Raw genomic sequence first — 15,383 nt, 5'->3', positions numbered from 1 at the left:
GAAACGCCGGGCGCGCCGGCATCAGGCCTCGGTCAGACCGAAGGCTGCCAGCGGTATTTGCCAAGCTCGTCGTTGAGCGGCGTCTGGGCGAACACATTAGCAAAGTTGCACAGGGTTGCGAGGCTGATACCGAGAATCACTTCCAGCGCGTTGCCTTCGCTGAAACCGGCTTCACGGAAGGCCTGGTAGGTGGCGTCGCTGACATTGCCGCGGGTGGCGATCACTTCCCGGGCGAACGCGGCCAGGGTCTCGTAGCGGGCGTCGGGCAGTTCGCCGCGGGCGCGCAGGGCATCGACCACTTCCTGGGGCAGCTTGGCCTTGTTCAGCGCCACGGCGGTGTGGCCGGCGACGCAGAAGTCGCAGCCGTGCTGGGTGGCGGCGATCAGTTGCACCACTTCGCGCTCGGCCAGGGTCAGCTCGGACTTGCCGTTGAGCGCCGAGACGGTGACGTAGGTTTCCAGCGCCGCCGGGGCGTTGGCCAGGATGCCCAGAAGGTTGGGGATGAAGCCGGAGTTCTTCTGCGCGTTCTCGAGGAACGGGCGGGCGGCTTCCGGAGCGGTCTGCAGGCTGTGTAGAGTGATGCGCGCGGACATGGAGTGGTCTCCTTTGATGTAGGTCGCTACAGTCTGTTGGTTATAAGAAGTAGCATCCATATTCATCAGTCGCCTTTCCTTGCTCCAGAGTCCTTGCATTAGATGATTTCTTCCAGCCCCCTCGTCGATTGGTTATTAGATAGCCTGGAGCTCGATGCCAGCCTGTTCCATGTGGGCCGCTACTGCGGCGGCTGGCACGCCAGCACCCAGGGCCTGGGCCGGGCCAGTTTCCACCTGGTGGTGCAAGGCCATTGCTGGCTGCACATCGACGGCCAGGCGCAGCCGCTGCGCCTGGAGAGCGGTGATGCGGTGTTTCTCTTGCGTGACCTGGCCTATCGGTTGTCCGGCGACGAAAATGCCGCCGACGCCTGTGCCCAGCCGCGCCGGAGCATGCAGGCGCTGGACCTGGAAGCCGGGGATGGCGTCGGGCTGGTATGCGGTTTCTTCCACTTCCAGTCGGGGTTGTCGTCGCTGATCGTCGACGGGCTGGCGGACTGGATCCTGCTGCGCGCCAGCGACCCCGCCGGCAGCGCGGCACGGGCGCTGTTCGGGCTGATCCTCGAGGAATGCCGGCGCCCGCAGCCGTCCCAGGCGCTGCTCGAACGCCTGACCCACCTATTGTTCCTCTATGTGCTGCGCCAGCAGGCACACGACGGCCAGGCGCTGGGCGGGCTGGTCGCCCTCGCCCGCCAGCCGGCTTTCGCTGGCTTGCTGGAGCGCTTGATCGAGGCACCAGGTCAGGCCTGGACGCTGGAGGCCATGGCGGCCTGCGCGGGGCTGTCGCGCTCGGCGTTCTTCAAGCGCTTCAACGAACTGGCCGGGCAATCCCCCGGGCAGGTGCTGCTGGCCCTGCGCATGCGTCATGCCTGCCAGTTGCTCAAGGCCGGCAATACCGTCGAGCAGGTAGGCGCGCAGGCCGGGTATCAGTCAGTGGCGGCCTTCACCAGGGCGTTCGCCAAGGCTGTCGGTGTACAGCCGGGGGCGTACCGCAAGCAGCACGAAGGACGCGTGGGATAAGGGGCGTTCAACGCCGCCGCTGCATCCAGGCAGCCCCCAGGCCGCTGAGGCAGATCACCGCGATGCCGACCAGGCTGGTGCTGTCCGGTATCTGCCCGAACACCACCAAGCCCAGCAACCCGGCGAACACGATCTGGCAATAGCTGAACGGCGCCAGCAACGCTGGTGCCGCGTAGCGGAACGCCTGGGTCAACAGCAGGTGGGCGGTCATCCCGCAGCCGCCCAGCGCCAGCATAAGCGGTACATGCGGCCACTGCGGCGTCTGCCAGAAGAACGGCACCAGCGCCGTCATGATCAGGGTGTTGCACACGCCCGCGTAGAAATTGCTGGTGGTCGGGCTGTCATGGGCCGCCAGCTTGCGCGTCAGCAACTGGTAGAAGCAAAAACCCAGGGCCGAACCGAAGGGAAACAGGATTGCCGGGGTAAACATCGCGCCGCCTGGGTGCACTACCACCAGCACCCCGACAAAGCCCATGACCACGGCCAGCCATTGTCCCGGGGTCACCCGCTCCCCGAGTAGCGGCACCGACAATGCGGTGACCAGCACCGGGGCGAGAAAGTTGACCGAGGTCGCCTCCGCCAGCGGAAGGTACTGCAGCCCGGCGGTGAACAGCAGGCTGGTGCTGAGCAGGCTCAGCGCACGCAGGGTTTGCAGCAATGGCCGGCGGGTGCGCAGTACCGCCAGGCCAGCCTTGGGCAGGAAGATCCCGGCCATCAGCAAGGTGTGCACCAGGTAACGGACCCACACCACCATGATGACCGGGTAGATCCCGCCGAGGAATTTCGACAAACCGTCGTGGCTGGCGAACAGGAAGGTAGCCACCACCACCAGGGCGATACCGCGCAGCGGCTGGTTGACTCCGGACAACGGTGTACTGGAACTCATGGGGCTCTCGGGCGATTGCCCCGGCATGGCGCCCGGGCATGGACGGATTCTAGAAGAGAAGCCACGGGGTGGACAAAGCATTGTGGTCCAATCAGTACATTCCGTTCGCTGATCGGCCACTTTCTCACATGTCCATCACCGCCCGCGATAATCGCTGGCCGTGAGAACGCAAACCTTGCTGTGCTCGACCCGCAGACCTTCAGTGCAGTCGCTGAGTCACCAGGAAGTTGCACAACAACGGCTCGTCATCCAGGACAATCTCCCGCACGGGACGTGGCAGGTCGCCCAGTACTGCCTGACAGAACGCCAGGGCCGGGGCATCCTCGCGATAACACCGCACCAACCAGTCGCCTTGACCCTGGCACAGCGTGCGCCGCGCTACCGCCAGGCCCACGCCCTGGCGGCGATATTTCTTGAGCACGAACAGGTCGGCCAGCTCCCAGGCGTCGATGCCGGTCAGTTCACTGCGCTCGATAAGCAGGAAGCCGGCGATGAAACCGTCCACCAGTATCAGGCTGGCGCTCCAGCCCGGGGTTTGCCAATAGCGAGTGAAGTGCGGCTCGTGGAGGTAGAAGCGCCCGTCCGCCTCGACATCTTCCTGCTCCCAGTCCGAGGACTCGTAGGCGTAGAATTGGTAGAGGTTGCGCACCAGGTCGGCATGCTCGGGGCCGGTCTGGAGCAGCTCGACAGGGAGTGTCATGAAACAGGCTCGATGAATGCGGGAGCGCGAGTCTACCTGGGCGCCCACGCGTTTGCAGCAGAGGCGGTATCGCATCCACCCTCGCGGCTCGCCGCCAAGACGATGGATGCGGGTTTGTCACGCCTGCGGCAGGGCCGCCACCGCGTCCACTTCCACCAGCATGCCGTCCAGCGCCAGGCGGGGCACCGGGATCAAGGTGCAGGTCGGGGTCATCCGGCCGCCCCAGGCATGCTCGGCCTCGGCCACCCACTGGCGCAGCCGTGCCTCGGAATGGTCAACCACCAGCAGGGTGAGCTTGCATACGTGCTCGAGCGTTGCCCCACGTGAAGCCAAGGCGATCTTCAGGTTCACCAGGGCCTGGCGCGCCTGCTCGTCGAAACGTGCCGACAACTTGCCTTGCAGGTCCTCGCCGCCCTGGCCGGCGATGTACAGCAGGCGGCTGCCCGCGCGTACCTCGGCGACGTGGGAATAGGCATTGCCACTGGGGTCGTAGAGCCCTTCTGGGTTGCTCAGGGCAAAGGCGGCTGGCTGGGTCATGGTATCGCTCCATCAATGGAAAGAGCGGCCGAGTATCAAACCTCAGGTTAAGTCGAGGTCAAGCCCCAGCCACGCCTTGATTGGCGCCTATTTTTCCTGCAGGACCGCCCTGCCCTTCACTGCCCGTGGTCCGCGCCAGGCCCAGAACAACAAGCCTGGGAAAGGTGCATAAACGACGAATACCACCCACAGCATCTTGCGCTCGGCGCGTCGATCACTGCCGATGATGTGCCAGATCGCCCAGATTTCCAGCAGGATAACGACGAGCGCGACAACGAACCAGATTGTTCCGATTTCCATGAGTCTTCTCCTATTGGCTGTACTGGCTTGGTCTTCCGCGCGCGCCGAGGGTTCACTCGGATCTTGTCCGACCCGCGGCCCACTGGCACAGTGACCGGCCGCCCTGCACCGCACCATGGAAGCCCTCATGCCATTCGATCCGACGCTGCTTGCCCAGGCCCGCCACGTGGTGGTGTTCACCGGTGCCGGGGTGTCGGCGGAAAGTGGCATCGCCACGTTTCGCGACAAGCTGAGCGGCCTGTGGGCGCGCTTCGATCCGGCGCAACTGGCCAGCGCCGAGGGCTTTCGCGCCGATCCGGCGCTGGTCTGGGGCTGGTACCAGATGCGCCGCGCCGGGATCGCCAAGGCCGAGCCCAACGCGGGTCACCTGGCCATCGCCGCGCTGGCCGCGCAGGTGCCGAAGCTGACCCTGGTGACGCAGAACGTCGACGACCTGCACGAACGCGCGGGCAGCCGTGCCGTGCTGCACTTGCATGGGCGGCTGAATGCCTTTCGCTGCCTGGACTGCGCGCGCCCGGCGGATGAGCCCGTGGCACTGCCCGAGGATGCCGTACACGGCCGCCGCATCGAGCCGCCGCGCTGCGCTTGCTGCGCCGGGCCGTTGCGCCCCGGGGTGGTGTGGTTTGGCGAGATGTTGCCCGAGGCGGTGCTGGAGCAGGCCTTCGCCGCCGCGCGACAGTGCGATGTACTGCTGTCGGTAGGCACCTCAGGCCTGGTACAGCCGGCGGCCTCGATACCTCGCATGGCACTGGCGGCAGGGGCGACGGTGGTGCATGTCAATCCGCAGCCTGTGCCCTGCGAGCATCCGCGGGCGTTCATGCTGCCCGGCAAGGCAGGTGAGGTGCTGCCGCAACTGCTGCGCCAGGCCTTCGCCTGAGCTACCGGGCAGGCCGGTTCAGCGGCCAGCCTGGTCCAACGCCGCCTTCAGGGCATCGGCATCGGCGTAGCTGTTGCGCGCTGCCACCACGCCGTGATCCAGCGCCAGCCACAGCACCTTGCCCTCATCCCCGGCATAGCGGCTGGCAACCCGACCATTGCGGTCAAGCAGTACCCGGTAGCTGTAGTCGCGCATGGCAGGGATGGCGAACAGCTTGCTGATCAACGCCGGCATGCGCTGGATATCCGCGACGAACACGGCGTGCCGCGCCTCCAGGTAGCCTTTGGGCTGTTCGGCCAGCGCCGCCTTGACCAGCTTGGCACCGTCCATGTCGCGGGCGACCAGCAGGATGCGGGTATCGGCCCCCAGGCTGTAGGGCTGGTCGTACTGATCGAGCAACGTCCAGGGCGCGAGGGTTTCGCCGGGTTGCGCGGCGTGGGCCACGAGCGCCAACAGGCTGAGCAGAAGTGCGGCGGCGTATTTCATGAGGATCAGGTCCGGTTTGTGGGGGCCGTCAGCATAGCCCAACCCGCCGTGCCTGACAGGCTCAACGCAACTGCCCGGCAATCAGCCCCGCGGCAATCAGGATCATCACCGCGCCGGACAACCGCCCCACGGCCTGCGCCGCGGCAGGCCGGGTGCGTAGCACGGCCTTGGCGCCGTAGCCGACCATCAGGTAGATCACCAGCGAACTGCCCAGGTGCACCAAGCCCAGCAGCAGGATCTGCAGAGGCAACGGCCAGCTCGACTGCGGGTCGGTGAACTGCGGCAGCAAGGCCAGGAACAACAGGAACACCTTGGGGTTGAGGCCGCTGACGCACAGGCCCTTGAATGCCCAGCGCGACCCCGAGTCCTGCCCACCAGCCGCGCCGGCCTCGGGCACCGCCGGGCTCAGCAGCAGGTTGCCGCCCAGCCACAGCAGGTACACGCACCCAGCCAGGGTCAGCAAGGTCAACGCCAGCGGGTGACCGGCGATCAGACTACCGACCCCGGCTGCCACCACCAGGGTGACGAGCAGATGCCCCGACAACATGCCCGCCACCGCCGGCACGACCCAACGCCCACGCATGCCGGCCGAGATGGCGTAGGCCCAGTCGGCGCCGGGGGTGATCACGAACAGCAGGGAAACGGCCCAGAACGCCGTCAGTACACTCATGGCCATTTCGAGCCTTCCTTTCACACAGGTTTCGATGAAGAAAGACTACGGATATCGCCCGGGGATTTTATTTCGTATATTTCCCGGAACAAGCCAAACAATGGAAGAATCTTCCTAATGGATCGAATCGATCGCAAGATCCTTGCCGAGCTGCAAAAAGACGGGCGCCTGTCGGTGACCGAACTGGCCGAGCGCGTGGGCTTGAGCCTGTCGCCCTGCCACCGGCGCCTCAAGGCACTGGAGGACACAGGCGCCATTCTCGGTTATCACGCCCGCCTGGCCCCGGCGGCCCTGGGCTTGAATTTCGCCGCGCTGGTATTCGTGACCCTGCGCGAGGTGACCCGCCAGCCGGTGGCGGACTTCGAGGCGGCGCTGGCCGAGATCCCGCAGATCGTCGAGGCCCAGCGCCTGTTCGGCGACCCCGACTACCTGCTGCACGTGGTGGCCAGGGACCTGCCGGCCTTCCAGAAGCTGTATGACGAGCAACTGACCAGCATTCCCAATGTGAAGCGCCTGAGTTCGACGCTGGTGATGAAGGAAGTGATTCAGGACCGGCTGCTGCCGATGTGACCCTGCGCCGCTGGCCGAGTACAGCCTACAGGCAGGTGGCGGCTGCCGCGCGTCGGCGCAGGGCCATGCCGTCGTTCTTCTGCGCGTAGTAGTCCACCCGCGTGCCGCCGGCCTGGGCATAGACGTCGACGAACGACTCGGCCTCGCGGGTGTACACGGTGAAACCACCTTGCTTGCGGGCCTCCAGGTAGCCGCTGGCGTCGACCCCGAAGGTGTTTTCTTCCTGCCAGCTGAACTGAATGCACTGTGCCACCAGATCCGGCGTCTTGTGCGAATCCAACTGCGCGGTGGGTGCGCCGTTGCGCGCCGCTTCCATGGTCGACGATGCACAGCCCGCCAGCAGCAGCGCCACGGTGATCGGCAGAATTGCTCGCATGTTCCATCCTCGGGACAAAAAAAGAAGGTGACTCTAGCACTGCCGGGGCACGAGTGTGGTGTTTCACAAATAACGACCATAACTCGCGGCGATTTTTGGTCGTATTTGCAAAACATCACACTAGGTGAATCGCCGCTGCCGTTCATCGCCGCCGCAATAAAATCTTGCGCGACAAAGAACCAAACTGATCGCCTCGTGTCTCAGGAGGTACCGCGTAAACCGTTGCGGATCAAGGACCTATAACGTGATGAAACGCCTTGCAAGCCTTTCCATGATCGCCACCCTGCTGCTGCTCGGCGGCTGCTACAGCAATCATTACCACGACGATGACGATGGCTGGCGCGACCGTGACCGCGGCCACCGTCACCACCATCGCCATGACCGCGACGATGACGACCGCCAGTACCGTGACCGCTACTACCGCTGAAGCGTCCTTGCAACCCTGACTCGCCGCGAGCGTGCGGCAATCTACCCCTGATGATTCCCCTGAGGTTCATAACATGCGTCTGACTCTGCCTTCCCTCGCTCTCGGCCTGCTGCTCTGCCAGGGCGCTTTCGCCGGTGACGGCACCGCGGCCATCGGCGGCGGCCTGGGTGGCGCCCTTGGCAACGTCGTGGGCAAACAGATCGGCGGCAGCGCCGGCGCGGCGATCGGCGCCGGCCTCGGTGGCGCGGCCGGCAGCGCGGTAGGCGCGCGCAAGGGCAACCGTACCGAGGCGGCCATCGGCGGCGGCCTGGGCTCGGCGGGCGGTTCGCTGATCGGCGGCAAACTTGGCGGCTCCAACGGTTCGACCATCGGTGCCGGCCTGGGCGGCGCGGCTGGTGGCGCCATCGGTAACCACATGGGCGACAACAACCGCAAGCACAAGCGTCGCCACTGATCCCAACGGTCGAAGGCTCGAAGCGAATCAGCAAAAGGCGGCTGCCCCTTAAGGGACAGCCGCCTTTTTCTTTGGCGCGATTTCAGCGCTAGGCAACGCTCTGCAGAAATTCATGAATCAAAGGAATGACGGCAATCCAATAAATCGTTTGCGGATACCCCCTGCACGCTTCGATATTCACGCCATCGAATCACAGGCGCCGCGCACATGAATCAGCCAAGCATCAGCCAGTCCATTGCCATCGTTCACCCGATCACGCTTTCCCATGGTCGCAATGCCGAAGTCTGGGATATCACCGGCAAGCGCTACATCGACTTCGTCGGCGGCATTGGCGTGCTCAACCTGGGCCACTGCAATCCGGCGGTAGTCGAAGCGATCCAGCAGCAGGCCACGCGCCTGACCCACTACGCCTTCAACGCGGCGCCCCACGGCCCCTACCTGGAGCTCATGGAGCGCCTGTGTGAATTCGTCCCGGTCAGCTACCCGTTGGCCGGCATGCTCACCAACAGCGGCGCGGAAGCGGCGGAAAACGCGCTGAAGGTCGCCCGGGGCGCCACTGGCAAGCGCGCCGTCGTCGCCTTCGACGGCGGCTTCCATGGCCGCACCCTGGCCACCCTCAACCTCAATGGCAAGGTAGCCCCGTACAAGCAACGCGTGGGGGAACTGCCAGGCCCGGTCTATCACCTGCCCTACCCCAGCCCGGACACCGGGGTGAGCTGCGAACAGGCGCTCAAGGCCATGGAACGCCTGTTCAGCGTGGAGTTGGCGGTGGAGGACGTGGCGGCGTTCATCTTCGAGCCGGTGCAGGGTGAAGGTGGTTTCCTCGCCCTTGATCCAAGCTTCGCCCAGGCCTTGCGCCGCTTTTGCGACAGCCACGGGATACTGATCATCGTCGACGAGATCCAGTCCGGCTTTGGCCGCACCGGGCAGCGTTTCGCCTTCCCCCGACTGGGTATCGAGCCGGACCTGCTGCTGCTGGCCAAGAGCATCGCCGGTGGCATGCCCCTGGGCGCGGTGGTCGGCCGCCGGGAGATCATGGACTCGCTGCCCAAGGGCGGCCTGGGCGGCACCTACTCGGGCAATCCGATCGCCTGTGCGGCGGCCTTGGCGAGCATTGCGCAGATGACCGACGACAACCTCGCCACCTGGGGCGAACGCCAGGAACAGGCCATCGTCGCACGCCATGCGCGCTGGAAAGCTGCAGGGTTGCCCAGCTCGCTCGGCCGCCTGACCGGGGTCGGCGCCATGCGCGGGCTGGAGTTCGTCAACGGCGATGGCAGCCCGGCACCGGCGCAACTGACCAAGGTGCTGGAGGCGGCGCGTGCCAAGGGGTTGCTGCTGATGCCAAGTGGCAAGGCGCGGCATATCATCCGCCTGTTGGCGCCACTGACCATCGAGGCCGAGCTGCTCGAGGAAGGACTGGATATTCTCGAGCAGTGCCTGGCTGAACTGGGGTAAGGCTTACAGGCCCAGCTCTTCGGGGGTGGGCATGTCGCATTCGAAGGCGATCCAGCCGCCTTCGAGTTCGGCATGGCCGTTGACGATCAGGCCGTAGTAAGTAAGGCCATTTTCCAACGTGACGCAGATGTGCGTGGCGCCTTTTTCCGGTGCCGCGAGTGTCCCGACGAAATGCACCTTCTTCAGCACTTCGGTTACCGCCTCCAGGCCCACGCGCATGTTGCTGTTCTCCGAAGCCTCGGTATCGCCCCCACGGTCTTCGGCGCTGACGGTCACGGTGGCGATGTAGGGGTATTTGCTGCTCAAGCGGGGTTACCTCGGGGTATGGGGCTGGAAATGGGTGACAAGAGTACGGCAGACGCTCGGGGTTGTCTCTATCGGCTCATCGCGGGGCAGGCCCGCTTCCACGGGAGGCCCTGCGACCTGGCCGACATGGCCTCGCGGGCGCCGATCTGTTAGGGTGCCCGCCGATGCACGCCACACCACGCGAGGATACCGAGTGAGCGCAGAACAACCCCTGATCGCCGACCTGTTCGAGGTCGACAAACGCCTGACCCTCAAGCCCGTCGTGGACTTCAACGCCTACCTGCGTAACGCCTTCGGCGACGGCTCCTGCCGCTGCCACCGCTGCGTCGAGGGCAATGGCGACGAGGGCAGCTACAGCCACCGCCACAGCTTCGAACTGGAAGGCCGCACCCTGCACCGACGCTTTGCCAGCACCGCCGGCAGCGACGTGTTGATGGTGCTGAAGAAGGCCTGGCTGTCCTACACCAAGGCCGAACTGATCACCGTCGGCGCGCTGGACATGGCTACCCTCAAGGCCTTCACCGACGCGACCCTGCACGAACGCCTGCTGGCCCTGCTGCCGGCCAGCGGCCTGGCGCGTGAAGCCGAGGGCCAATGGCAGCTGCAGGTGCTTGCCGACTGACGGTCGCCCCGGCAGGATTCTCCCGCTCTGCTACCTTGGGAGAATCCTCACCCGCAGGTGACCCGCCATGGCCCGCACGACTCCCATCGAGCTGTACCGCAATATCGGCATTGTCGCTCACGTGGATGCCGGCAAGACCACCACCACCGAACGGATCCTGTTCTACACCGGGGTCAACCACAAGATGGGCGAGGTGCACGACGGCGCCGCGACCATGGACTGGATGGCTCAGGAGCAGGAGCGCGGCATCACCATCACCTCGGCGGCCACCACGGCCTTCTGGCAGGGCTCGACCAAGCAGTTCGAGCACAAGTACCGCTTCAATATCATCGACACCCCCGGCCACGTCGACTTCACCATCGAGGTGGAGCGCTCGCTGCGCGTGCTCGATGGCGCGGTGGTGGTATTCAGCGGCGCCGACGGGGTCGAGCCACAGTCCGAGACGGTGTGGCGCCAAGCCAACAAGTACCATGTGCCGCGCCTGGCCTATATCAACAAGATGGACCGCCAGGGTGCGGACTTCCTACGCGTTGTAAAGCAGATCGACCAGCGCCTGGGCCACCACCCGGTACCGATCCAGCTGGCCATCGGCAGCGAGGAAAACTTCATCGGCCAGATCGACCTGGTGAAGATGAAAGCCATCTACTGGAACGACGCAGACAACGGCACCAGCTACCGCGAAGAAGAGATTCCCGCCGAACTGCAGGCACTGGCGGACGAATGGCGCGCGCACATGATCGAAGCCGCCGCCGAGGCCAATGACGAACTGACGGTGAAATTCCTCGAAGGTGAAGAGCTGACCGTCGACGAGATCAAGGCCGCCCTGCGCCAACGCACCATCGCCAACGAAATCGTCCCGACCATCCTCGGCTCGTCATTCAAGAACAAGGGCGTGCCGCTGATGCTCGACGCGGTGATCGACTACCTGCCCGCCCCGTCCGAAATCCCGGCGATCAAGGGCACCGACCCGGACGATGAAGAGAAGCACCTGGAACGCCACGCCGACGACAAGGAGCCGTTTTCGGCGCTGGCCTTCAAGATCGCCACCGACCCGTTCGTCGGCACCCTGACCTTCGCCCGGGTATATTCGGGCGTGCTCAGCTCGGGCAATGCGGTGCTCAACTCGGTCAAGGGCAAGAAGGAGCGCATCGGCCGCATGGTGCAGATGCACGCCAACCAGCGCGCCGAGATCAAGGACGTGTGCGCCGGCGATATCGCCGCACTGATCGGCATGAAGGACGTGACCACTGGCGACACCCTGTGCGACATGGACAAGCCGATAATCCTCGAACGCATGGACTTCCCCGACCCAGTGATTTCCGTGGCAGTGGAGCCAAAAACCAAGGCCGACCAGGAAAAAATGGGCATCGCCCTGGGCAAGCTGGCCCAGGAGGACCCGTCGTTCCGGGTCAAGACCGACGAGGAAACCGGCCAGACCATCATCTCCGGCATGGGCGAGCTGCACCTGGACATCATCGTCGACCGTATGCGCCGCGAGTTCAACGTCGAAGCCAATATCGGCAAGCCGCAGGTGGCGTACCGCGAGAAGATCCGCAACACCTGCGAGATCGAAGGGCGTTTCGTGCGCCAATCGGGCGGGCGCGGCCAGTACGGCCATTGCTGGATCCGCTTCGCCCCGGGCGACGAAGGCAAGGAAGGCCTGGAGTTCATCAACGAGATCGTCGGCGGCGTGGTGCCGCGCGAGTACATCCCGGCGATCCAGAAAGGCATCGAGGAGCAGATGAAGAACGGCGTGCTTGCCGGCTACCCGTTGATCAACCTGAAGGCGGCGGTGTTCGACGGCTCGTACCACGACGTCGACTCCAACGAGATGGCCTACAAGATTGCCGCCTCCATGGCCACCAAACAGCTTTCGCAGAAAGGTGGCGCGGTGCTGCTGGAGCCGGTGATGAAGGTCGAGGTGGTGACGCCCGAGGAGTACCAGGGCGATATCCTCGGCGACCTGAGCCGGCGCCGGGGCATGATCCAGGATGGCGACGAGACCCCGGCCGGCAAGGTGATCCGTGCCGAGGTGCCGCTGGGCGAAATGTTCGGCTACGCCACCTCGATGCGCTCGATGACCCAGGGCCGGGCGAGTTTCTCGATGGAGTTCACGCGCTACGCCGAGGCGCCGGCAAGCATTGCCGATGGCATCGTGAAGAAGAATCGCGGGGAGTAAGCCTTTCTCCTATAACGGCGCTATCGCCGGCAAGCCGGCTCCCACAGGTACTGCAAAGTTCTTGAGTGCAGTGACAATCCTGTGGGAGCCGGTTTGCCGGCGATAGGATCGGTGCAGGCGACCATTGCCTTCAATGCTGCTCCCCCGCCCGCTTCAACAGCTTCTTGCAGCGCTCGGAAAGGTGCACCACCCGCAACTGCTTGCCCGCCTTGGCATAGCGCTCGCGCAGGGTCTTCAGCGCCGCGATCGCCGAATAATCGACAAAGCTCAGGTGCTGGCAATCCAGCGTGACCTTGGCCGGGTCGTTGGCCGGGTCGAACTGGTTGAGAAACGGTGTGGTCGAGGCGAAGAACAGCGTGCCGTGCACCTGGTAATGCTTGCTGCCCTCGGCGTCCTCATGACTGTCGGCATACAGCTCGCGCGCGTGCTGCCAGGCAAAATTGATGGCCGCGATGACGATACCGAACAGCACCGCCGTGGCCAGGTCGGTGAACACCGTGACCACGGTCACGGCGAGGATCGCCAGCACATCGCTCACCGGCACCTTGTGCAGCACCCGTAGCGATGCCCAGGCGAAGGTCTGCTGGGCCACCACGAACATCACCCCGACCAGCGCCGCCAGCGGAATACGCTCGATCAACGGCGACAGGAACAGCACGAACAGCAGGATCATCACCCCCGCTACCACGCCCGACAGTCGGCCACGGCCATTGGAGCTGAGATTGATCACGGTCTGGCCGATCATCGCGCAGCCACCCATGCCGCCGCACAGGCCCGAGACCATGTTGGCCGCACCCAGGGCCACGCACTCGCGATCCGGATAGCCACGGCTCTCGGTGATCTCGTCGGTGAGGTTGAGGGTCAGCAGGGTTTCCAGCAGGCCGACCATGGCCATCAGCACCGCATAGGGCGCGATGATCTTCAGGGTCTCGAGGTTCCAGGGGATGTCCGGCAGCGTAAGTGTCGGCAGGCCGCCGGCGATGTGCGCCATATCGCCGAGGGTGCGGGTTGGCAGGCCCAGCAGATAGACCAGCAGGCCGACGCCGAGGATTGCCACCAGAGCCGGCGGCACGGCGCGGGTCAGCCTGGGAAGCACATAGACCACCAGCATGGTCAACGCCACCAGGCCGATCATCAGGTACAGCGGCGCACCGCTGAGCCAGTGCTCGCCTTCCTTGAAGTGCTCCAGCTGGGCCAGGGCGATGACGATAGCCAGGCCGTTGACGAAGCCGAGCATCACCGGGTACGGCACCAGGCGTACCAGCTTGCCCAGGCGCAGCGCGCCGAACAGGATCATCACCAGCCCGCCCAGCAGCACCGTGGCCAGCAGGTACTGGACGCCGTGCTGTACCACCAGGGCGACGATGACCACCGCCATCGAACCGGCGGCGCCGGAGATCATCCCCGGTCGGCCGCCGAACAGCGCGGTCAGGGTACAGATGATGAAGGCGCCGTACAGGCCCATCAGCGGGTTGAGGTGGGCCACCAGGGCGAAAGCTATGCACTCCGGCACCAGGGCGAAAGAAGTGGTGAGGCCGGCGAGCAGGTCGGCGCGTAGGCGTACGGGTTTCATGGGGGTCCTGTAAGCAGCCCCGGCATTACGCTGCGTGGGAGCGTAATGCCGAGGGAATGAGCTTGAAATCGAGGGCCGCGATGTTACGGAATTTACCTGACTGCAACCACTGAAAAGCCGACCTGTGCATGCCGCTGTGATCCACGACCAGCAAGATGCCGACAAATTTGCCATCATGTCCATTCCACCCGCGGAGATCATGGACATGCCGCTACGCCCCCTCCTCGCCTCGCTGCTGCTGGCCGCCAGCCTTACGGCCCAGGCCGCCACCGAGGTCATTGCCCTGCAACATCGCAGCAGCGCCGAACTGCTGCCCGCCGCCCAGTCCTTCCTTGGCAAGGACGGCAGCGTCAGCACCTTCGAGGACAAGCTGATCGTCAACGCCAGCCAGGAACGCATCGACGACCTGCGCGCCCTGCTGCAACAGCTCGATACCGCGCCCAAACGCCTGCTGATCAGCGTCGACAACAACGACAGCAACTTCCAGGACAACCGCGGCAACGCCCGCGTGATCCGCTACGGCACAGCCAACCGCGAAGGCGGCATGCAGCAGGTGCAGGCCAGCGACGGCCAGCCGGCACTGATCCAGGTGGGCCATAGCATCCCTGTCACCAGTAGCTCCACCGATGGTTACGGGCGTATCCAGAACAACACCGAATACCGCAACGTGACCCAGGGTTTCTACGTCACGCCACGCCTTAGCGGCGATACGGTTCGCCTGCAAATCAGCACCAATAACGATCGAATGAGCCAGGAACGTGCCGATGTAGTGAAAGTGCAGAGCACCGACACGACCGTTACCGGCAAGCTCGGCGAGTGGATCACCCTGGCCGGGTTCAACCAGCAGAGCCAGTCCGAGCGTAGCGCGTCAAGCCTCACTTACAGCACCCAGCGCGGTGAAAACATGACTTTGCGGGTCAAAGTCGACCTTCTCGACTGACCCCAGGTAATTCAAGGCCTCGACCAAGGGCCTTGAAACTGACCGCCAAGTCGCATTAGACCAAAGATGTAGTAAGCATAAAAAAGCACTACAAAATGTTTGACAGGCTCTTTTCGCCAAGGGCATGATGGCCTCGCTCCCGCTAATCAGAGGCCCTGGCAAGGGTCTTCGAGGTGCGCTCCTCCCACCGTGGAGGCACCTCGTGTCCATACGGCCCACAAGGCGGTTCGACGGGATTGCGACTGCAACGAAGAAGTTGTCCCGAGGGACGGAAGCGCATCACCGCAGTTCTGGCAATCGCGTCGCACCGCAGCAAGGCATCCACGAGCCAACCTGCAGGGCACACCTTCGCCTGGCCTGCCCACCCTTCCCCTTCGCACTTCCCCGTTCGCCGCCGCACTCCCCCGGACAG

19 protein-coding genes are annotated in these 15,383 nt (G+C 64.6%); 9 read left to right on the top strand and 10 right to left on the bottom strand.

All coding sequences use genetic code 11. The annotated features are described in order from the left end of the window. Positions 1-32: 32 nt before the first annotated feature. Positions 33-593: a carboxymuconolactone decarboxylase family protein gene (locus tag C3F42_RS27660; RefSeq protein ID WP_038706414.1), complete on the bottom strand. Its 561-nt coding sequence runs from the start codon at positions 591-593 to the stop codon at positions 33-35. Positions 594-695: 102 nt separating this feature from the next. On the opposite strand from C3F42_RS27660, the gene C3F42_RS27655 reads away from it, so the two are divergent. Continuing rightward, positions 696-1,610: an AraC family transcriptional regulator gene (locus C3F42_RS27655; RefSeq protein WP_104445145.1), complete on the top strand. Its 915-nt coding sequence runs from the start codon at positions 696-698 to the stop codon at positions 1,608-1,610. A 7-nt stretch (positions 1,611-1,617) separates the two neighbouring features. Here C3F42_RS27655 and C3F42_RS27650 read toward each other — a convergent pair whose 3' ends face one another. From C3F42_RS27650 to C3F42_RS27635, 4 genes are all read right to left on the bottom strand, one after another. Continuing rightward, entirely contained in the window at positions 1,618-2,496 is an 879-nt protein-coding gene (locus C3F42_RS27650) for a DMT family transporter (protein WP_023631060.1), read from the bottom strand. 199 nt (positions 2,497-2,695) lie between these two features. Further along, positions 2,696-3,196, bottom strand: a complete 501-nt coding sequence (locus tag C3F42_RS27645) for a GNAT family N-acetyltransferase (protein WP_023631061.1) — start codon at positions 3,194-3,196, stop codon at positions 2,696-2,698. 117 nt (positions 3,197-3,313) lie between these two features. Next, positions 3,314-3,733 (bottom strand): RidA family protein, encoded by a 420-nt coding sequence (locus C3F42_RS27640; protein WP_023631062.1) that lies wholly within the window; start codon positions 3,731-3,733, stop codon positions 3,314-3,316. A gap of 87 nt (positions 3,734-3,820) precedes the next feature. Beyond that, on the bottom strand, positions 3,821-4,033 hold the full coding sequence (locus C3F42_RS27635) for a PLDc N-terminal domain-containing protein (RefSeq protein WP_031315336.1): 213 nt from the start codon (positions 4,031-4,033) through the stop codon (positions 3,821-3,823). A 127-nt stretch (positions 4,034-4,160) separates the two neighbouring features. Between C3F42_RS27635 and C3F42_RS27630 the strand changes: the two genes are divergently transcribed. Further along, the gene (locus tag C3F42_RS27630; protein ID WP_104445144.1) at positions 4,161-4,910 is read left to right on the top strand and encodes an NAD-dependent deacylase; all 750 of its coding nucleotides are present in this window, start codon (positions 4,161-4,163) and stop codon (positions 4,908-4,910) included. 18 nt (positions 4,911-4,928) lie between these two features. Here C3F42_RS27630 and C3F42_RS27625 read toward each other — a convergent pair whose 3' ends face one another. After that, a complete protein-coding gene (locus C3F42_RS27625; protein WP_104445344.1) occupies positions 4,929-5,396 on the bottom strand; it encodes an FAD/FMN-containing dehydrogenase in 468 nt (155 codons plus the stop codon). A gap of 61 nt (positions 5,397-5,457) precedes the next feature. Then, a complete protein-coding gene (locus tag C3F42_RS27620) occupies positions 5,458-6,072 on the bottom strand; it encodes a LysE family translocator (protein ID WP_094011344.1) in 615 nt (204 codons plus the stop codon). A gap of 111 nt (positions 6,073-6,183) precedes the next feature. On the opposite strand from C3F42_RS27620, the gene C3F42_RS27615 reads away from it, so the two are divergent. After that, positions 6,184-6,636: an Lrp/AsnC family transcriptional regulator gene (locus C3F42_RS27615; protein WP_038706418.1), complete on the top strand. Its 453-nt coding sequence runs from the start codon at positions 6,184-6,186 to the stop codon at positions 6,634-6,636. Between the two features lie 25 nt (positions 6,637-6,661). Here C3F42_RS27615 and C3F42_RS27610 read toward each other — a convergent pair whose 3' ends face one another. Then, positions 6,662-7,012 (bottom strand): hypothetical protein, encoded by a 351-nt coding sequence (locus tag C3F42_RS27610; RefSeq protein ID WP_023632956.1) that lies wholly within the window; start codon positions 7,010-7,012, stop codon positions 6,662-6,664. Positions 7,013-7,259: 247 nt separating this feature from the next. Between C3F42_RS27610 and C3F42_RS27605 the strand changes: the two genes are divergently transcribed. From C3F42_RS27605 to C3F42_RS27595, 3 genes are all read left to right on the top strand, one after another. Then, positions 7,260-7,439, top strand: coding sequence for a hypothetical protein (locus tag C3F42_RS27605; RefSeq protein ID WP_031316984.1), 180 nt, complete (start codon positions 7,260-7,262; stop codon positions 7,437-7,439). Between the two features lie 73 nt (positions 7,440-7,512). After that, the gene (locus tag C3F42_RS27600; RefSeq protein WP_094011343.1) at positions 7,513-7,893 is read left to right on the top strand and encodes a glycine zipper domain-containing protein; all 381 of its coding nucleotides are present in this window, start codon (positions 7,513-7,515) and stop codon (positions 7,891-7,893) included. 207 nt (positions 7,894-8,100) lie between these two features. Continuing rightward, entirely contained in the window at positions 8,101-9,351 is a 1,251-nt protein-coding gene (locus tag C3F42_RS27595) for an aspartate aminotransferase family protein (RefSeq protein ID WP_094011342.1), read from the top strand. A gap of 3 nt (positions 9,352-9,354) precedes the next feature. Here the strand turns inward: C3F42_RS27595 and C3F42_RS27590 are convergent, their stop codons facing one another. Continuing rightward, complete coding sequence (locus C3F42_RS27590; protein ID WP_046855047.1) at positions 9,355-9,657, bottom strand: hypothetical protein; 303 nt, start codon at positions 9,655-9,657, stop codon at positions 9,355-9,357. Positions 9,658-9,850: 193 nt separating this feature from the next. Here C3F42_RS27590 and C3F42_RS27585 point away from each other — a divergent pair, with 193 nt between their 5' ends. Both C3F42_RS27585 and fusA read left to right on the top strand, forming a co-directional pair. After that, positions 9,851-10,279 carry a hypothetical protein gene (locus C3F42_RS27585; RefSeq protein WP_104445143.1) on the top strand — a complete coding sequence of 143 codons (429 nt, stop codon included), beginning with the start codon at positions 9,851-9,853 and terminating at the stop codon, positions 10,277-10,279. 67 nt (positions 10,280-10,346) lie between these two features. Beyond that, positions 10,347-12,458, top strand: a complete 2,112-nt coding sequence (gene fusA, locus C3F42_RS27580; RefSeq protein WP_104445142.1) for an elongation factor G — start codon at positions 10,347-10,349, stop codon at positions 12,456-12,458. A 130-nt stretch (positions 12,459-12,588) separates the two neighbouring features. On the opposite strand, the gene C3F42_RS27575 is transcribed toward fusA, so the two are convergent. Then, the gene (locus tag C3F42_RS27575) at positions 12,589-14,031 is read right to left on the bottom strand and encodes a SulP family inorganic anion transporter (RefSeq protein WP_104445141.1); all 1,443 of its coding nucleotides are present in this window, start codon (positions 14,029-14,031) and stop codon (positions 12,589-12,591) included. A gap of 175 nt (positions 14,032-14,206) precedes the next feature. Between C3F42_RS27575 and C3F42_RS27570 the strand changes: the two genes are divergently transcribed. Further along, on the top strand, positions 14,207-14,971 hold the full coding sequence (locus tag C3F42_RS27570; RefSeq protein ID WP_177182911.1) for a secretin N-terminal domain-containing protein: 765 nt from the start codon (positions 14,207-14,209) through the stop codon (positions 14,969-14,971). Positions 14,972-15,383: the final 412 nt, after the last annotated feature.

The organism is Pseudomonas sp. PONIH3, from assembly GCF_002934345.1.
Taxonomy (GTDB): Bacteria; Pseudomonadota; Gammaproteobacteria; order Pseudomonadales; family Pseudomonadaceae; genus Aquipseudomonas; species Aquipseudomonas soli.
The sequence above is the reverse complement of the archived record's forward strand: the minus strand, read 5'-3'. Positions and strand labels throughout refer to the sequence as shown.

Coding starts and splice junctions, on each gene's coding strand:
- C3F42_RS27660 (WP_038706414.1), bottom strand. CDS start 593: ATGTCCGCGCGCATCACTCTACACAGCCTGCAGACCGCTCCGGAAGCC.
- C3F42_RS27655 (WP_104445145.1), top strand. CDS start 696: ATGATTTCTTCCAGCCCCCTCGTCGATTGGTTATTAGATAGCCTGGAG.
- C3F42_RS27650 (WP_023631060.1), bottom strand. CDS start 2,496: ATGAGTTCCAGTACACCGTTGTCCGGAGTCAACCAGCCGCTGCGCGGT.
- C3F42_RS27645 (WP_023631061.1), bottom strand. CDS start 3,196: ATGACACTCCCTGTCGAGCTGCTCCAGACCGGCCCCGAGCATGCCGAC.
- C3F42_RS27640 (WP_023631062.1), bottom strand. CDS start 3,733: ATGACCCAGCCAGCCGCCTTTGCCCTGAGCAACCCAGAAGGGCTCTAC.
- C3F42_RS27635 (WP_031315336.1), bottom strand. CDS start 4,033: ATGGAAATCGGAACAATCTGGTTCGTTGTCGCGCTCGTCGTTATCCTG.
- C3F42_RS27630 (WP_104445144.1), top strand. CDS start 4,161: ATGCCATTCGATCCGACGCTGCTTGCCCAGGCCCGCCACGTGGTGGTG.
- C3F42_RS27625 (WP_104445344.1), bottom strand. CDS start 5,396: ATGAAATACGCCGCCGCACTTCTGCTCAGCCTGTTGGCGCTCGTGGCC.
- C3F42_RS27620 (WP_094011344.1), bottom strand. CDS start 6,072: ATGGCCATGAGTGTACTGACGGCGTTCTGGGCCGTTTCCCTGCTGTTC.
- C3F42_RS27615 (WP_038706418.1), top strand. CDS start 6,184: ATGGATCGAATCGATCGCAAGATCCTTGCCGAGCTGCAAAAAGACGGG.
- C3F42_RS27610 (WP_023632956.1), bottom strand. CDS start 7,012: ATGCGAGCAATTCTGCCGATCACCGTGGCGCTGCTGCTGGCGGGCTGT.
- C3F42_RS27605 (WP_031316984.1), top strand. CDS start 7,260: ATGAAACGCCTTGCAAGCCTTTCCATGATCGCCACCCTGCTGCTGCTC.
- C3F42_RS27600 (WP_094011343.1), top strand. CDS start 7,513: ATGCGTCTGACTCTGCCTTCCCTCGCTCTCGGCCTGCTGCTCTGCCAG.
- C3F42_RS27595 (WP_094011342.1), top strand. CDS start 8,101: ATGAATCAGCCAAGCATCAGCCAGTCCATTGCCATCGTTCACCCGATC.
- fusA (WP_104445142.1), top strand. CDS start 10,347: ATGGCCCGCACGACTCCCATCGAGCTGTACCGCAATATCGGCATTGTC.
- C3F42_RS27575 (WP_104445141.1), bottom strand. CDS start 14,031: ATGAAACCCGTACGCCTACGCGCCGACCTGCTCGCCGGCCTCACCACT.
- C3F42_RS27570 (WP_177182911.1), top strand. CDS start 14,207: ATGTCCATTCCACCCGCGGAGATCATGGACATGCCGCTACGCCCCCTC.